Annotated in this window: 2 protein-coding genes and 1 pseudogene; 2 read left to right on the top strand and 1 reads right to left on the bottom strand. The window is 66.5% G+C overall.

The genetic code is table 11. The features are described from left to right. Positions 1–44 precede the first annotated feature (44 nt). Positions 45–761 (bottom strand): SOS response-associated peptidase, encoded by a 717-nt coding sequence (locus ACFVWR_RS18995; protein WP_387215982.1) that lies wholly within the window; start codon positions 759–761, stop codon positions 45–47. 472 nt (positions 762–1,233) lie between these two features. Here ACFVWR_RS18995 and ACFVWR_RS18990 point away from each other — a divergent pair, with 472 nt between their 5' ends. Both ACFVWR_RS18990 and ACFVWR_RS18985 read left to right on the top strand, forming a co-directional pair. Further along, positions 1,234–2,745, top strand: coding sequence for a sugar transferase (locus tag ACFVWR_RS18990; protein ID WP_387215979.1), 1,512 nt, complete (start codon positions 1,234–1,236; stop codon positions 2,743–2,745). Positions 2,746–2,825: 80 nt separating this feature from the next. Next, positions 2,826–3,065: pseudogene (locus ACFVWR_RS18985) on the top strand (hypothetical protein); the annotation flags it as partial.

Raw genomic sequence — 3,065 nt, 5'->3', positions numbered from 1 at the left:
GTCTCGCGCATCGCGCTGACGGCGTGTTGGGACCCCTCGATGGCTTACGACTCGTCGGGGAGGGGACGGATGAGGTCGGGGCTGTCGCCGGTGACCGGGCCGACGCGGTCGAAGACGAGGTCGCCGGCCACCGGGAGGGCGGCGCGCACGGCCTCGTCGAGCAGCGCCTGGTCGCCGACGACGGTCGGGTCGACCCAGTGGTCCCAGAGGTCGCGGGGCAGCGGAACCGGGTTGCGGTCGTGGATGTCGGCGAGCGTCTGCACCGCATCCGAGGTCAGGATGGTGGCGGTGAGGTGCCAGCGCTCGGGGTCGTCGCGCTCCAGGGCCGGGTCTGCCCACCAGGCGTAGAGCCCCGCGAAGCCGAGCAGCTCGCCGTCTCGCGCGTGAATGAAGTACGGCGTCTTCTTCTTGGTGACCGGATTCGTCTGCCACTCGTAGTAGCCGATGGCCGGGATGATCGCGCGCCGTGATGCGACCGACGCCTTGAACATCGGCTTCTCGGCGGCTGTCTCGGCGCGGGCGTTGAAAGTGGGGACCTTGGTCTTCAGCTCTTTCGACCAGGAGGGCACCAGCGACCAGCGGGCCAGCTCGAGCCGGCGCACCGCCGGCTCGTCTTTCTTCTTGCTCTCGAGGAAGATCGGCATCTGATCGGTCGGCGCGATGTTGTAGCTCGGCCGCCAATCACGGAAGTCTCCGCCCTCGGCGACGAACTCCTGGATCATGTCGTCGGTCTCTTTGTCCATCGCGAATCTCCCGCACATGAGGCAAGCCTACGACCGCCCACCGACGTCGAAATGGGCGATTCGATGCATGATCCGGTAAAGTTGAGGAATAATCACCCCCCAACAGGGCTCACGCCAGTCTGTGAAAACGATGTATTCTCACTTTTGTGAATAGGTGAGAAACAGTCACTTTACGTTTACCCAACTCCTCGTGCGGTCTCGCGATGGGGTCTCGCCGGTTCACACCACCCGAAATGCACCACCCCGACACGCAGGGACTACCCGTGAACCCGCATCCGCCGCGTCGAGCGATTCTGTCGCTCCCGCCCCTTGGCTCGCCGAGGACAAGCAAGCGCGCGCTGAGCAACGGGACCCCTCGCATGAGCGGAGCCGGCGGCGGCGAAGTCGTTCGAGACCACGACTTTCCCCCAGCCGTCGTCGGCTCTTCGGTCGGACACATCGTAAGCGCGGGGAGGGCGCACAGATGACCGTACTCAAGCCAAGACTTTCAGTGCTCGGACACGCAGAGCCGCAGGTGCGGCCGGTGTCCTCCGAGCGCACCTGGGCACGCCAGTACCGGGCGCGCCTCTTCATCACCGACACCGCGATCATCCTCGCCTCGACCATCGGGGCGATGTTCCTGCGCTTCGGGTTCGACGAGGCCGGCGCACAGTTCGCCGGTTTCCGAACCGACTACTTCACGCTCTCCCTGCTGATCGCCGTGACCTGGATGTTCACCCTCGGCGTCTACCACACGCGCGACGCGCGAGTGGTCGGCGTCGGCGTCGTCGAATACAAGCGAGTGGTCAACGGGAGCGCCCTGACCTTCGGTCTGCTCGCCATCGTCTTCCTCGTCGCGAAGGTCGACATCGCCCGCGGGTACTTCGTGCTCGCGCTGCCGGTCGGGGTTCTCGGCGTGCTGTTCTCGCGCTGGCTGTGGCGGCAGTGGCTCATCCGGCAGCGGATGTTCGACCACTACCTCTCCCGCGCGCTCGTGGTCGGCGGGTTCGACGACGTCGACTACGTCGTGCGCCAGATCCACCAGAAGTCCGGCGCCGCATACAACGTGGTCGGGGCATCCCTCGACGCCGCCCCCGAGGGAGCGCACGTGCGCAAGGGCGCCCCCACTCGCGCCACCAGCGTCGCGAGCACGATCGCGGCCCCCGAGCGCGAAGTCCCCATCGTCTCCAACCTCGAAGGCGTCGCGGAGGCTGCAGCGCGGCTCGGCGCCGACACCGTGATCGTCGCAGGCCAGGCCCTGACCGGCGGCGACTTCGTGCGCAAGCTCGCCTGGCAGCTCGAAGGCACCTCGACCGAGCTGGTGCTCGCGTCGCGGCTCACCGATGTCGCCGGCCCCCGCATCCACTTCCGTCCCGTGGAAGGGCTGCCGCTCATCCACGTGGAGATCCCGCAGTTCGAGGGCGGCAAGCACGTGCTCAAGCGCGCGTTCGACTTCTTCGTCTCCGGTGTCGCCCTGCTCATCCTCTCCCCCCTGTTCCTGGTGATCGCGCTCTTCGTGAAGCTCGACGACCGGGGGCCGGCACTCTTCAGCCAGGAGCGGGTCGGCCGCAACGGCGAGACGTTCAAGATGTACAAGTTCCGGTCAATGGTGATCGACGCCGAAGCACGCCTGGCGCAGCTCCAGGCCAAGAGCGACGGCAACGGCCTGCTGTTCAAAATGAAGAACGACCCGCGGGTCACCCGCATCGGGCATGTGCTTCGCAAGTATTCGCTCGACGAGCTCCCGCAGCTCTTCAACGTCTTCCTCGGCGACATGAGCCTCGTCGGGCCGCGGCCTCCGCTGCCCGCCGAAGTCGAGGGCTATGAGAACCACGTCCACCGTCGCCTCTACATCAAGCCGGGGCTCACCGGCATGTGGCAGGTCAACGGCCGTTCGGACCTCTCCTGGGAAGAGAGTGTCCGCCTCGATCTCTACTACGTGGAGAACTGGTCGCTCACCGGCGACCTCGTGATCATGTGGCGCACCGTGAAGGTGCTGACACATCCGGTGGGGGCGTACTGATGCGCTCCTCACCACCCCGACAGCACAACCCCCGATTCCCGACCATCACTGATCCGACCATCACAGACACCGAGGTTGTCATGAGCACTGAACTTCGCCCTCGCGCTCGCTCGCTGGGCATTCTGACCGCAGCAGTAACTGCGGTCGGCCTCGTCTTCGGAGGGCTGGCGCTCGCGTCCCCCGCCGTCGCAGACACGGCCCCGACAGATCCCACCAATCCGGCGACACCGCCGACGGTCAGTGCGGATGCGCTGCCCACCACCCAGATCGACGGCGTCGCCTGGGCGCAGGTCGTCGTCGGCAACACCGTCTACGTCGCC

The organism is Leifsonia sp. NPDC058292, from assembly GCF_042880955.1.
Lineage (GTDB): Bacteria > Actinomycetota > Actinomycetes > Actinomycetales > Microbacteriaceae > Leifsonia.
Note: the sequence above shows the minus strand (reverse complement) of the source record. Positions and strands in the feature narration are given on the sequence as shown.

What these genes read in the sequence shown, in the direction of transcription:
- ACFVWR_RS18995 (WP_387215982.1), bottom strand. Translation starts at nt 761, where the DNA reads ATGTGCGGGAGATTCGCGATGGACAAAGAGACCGACGACATGATCCAG.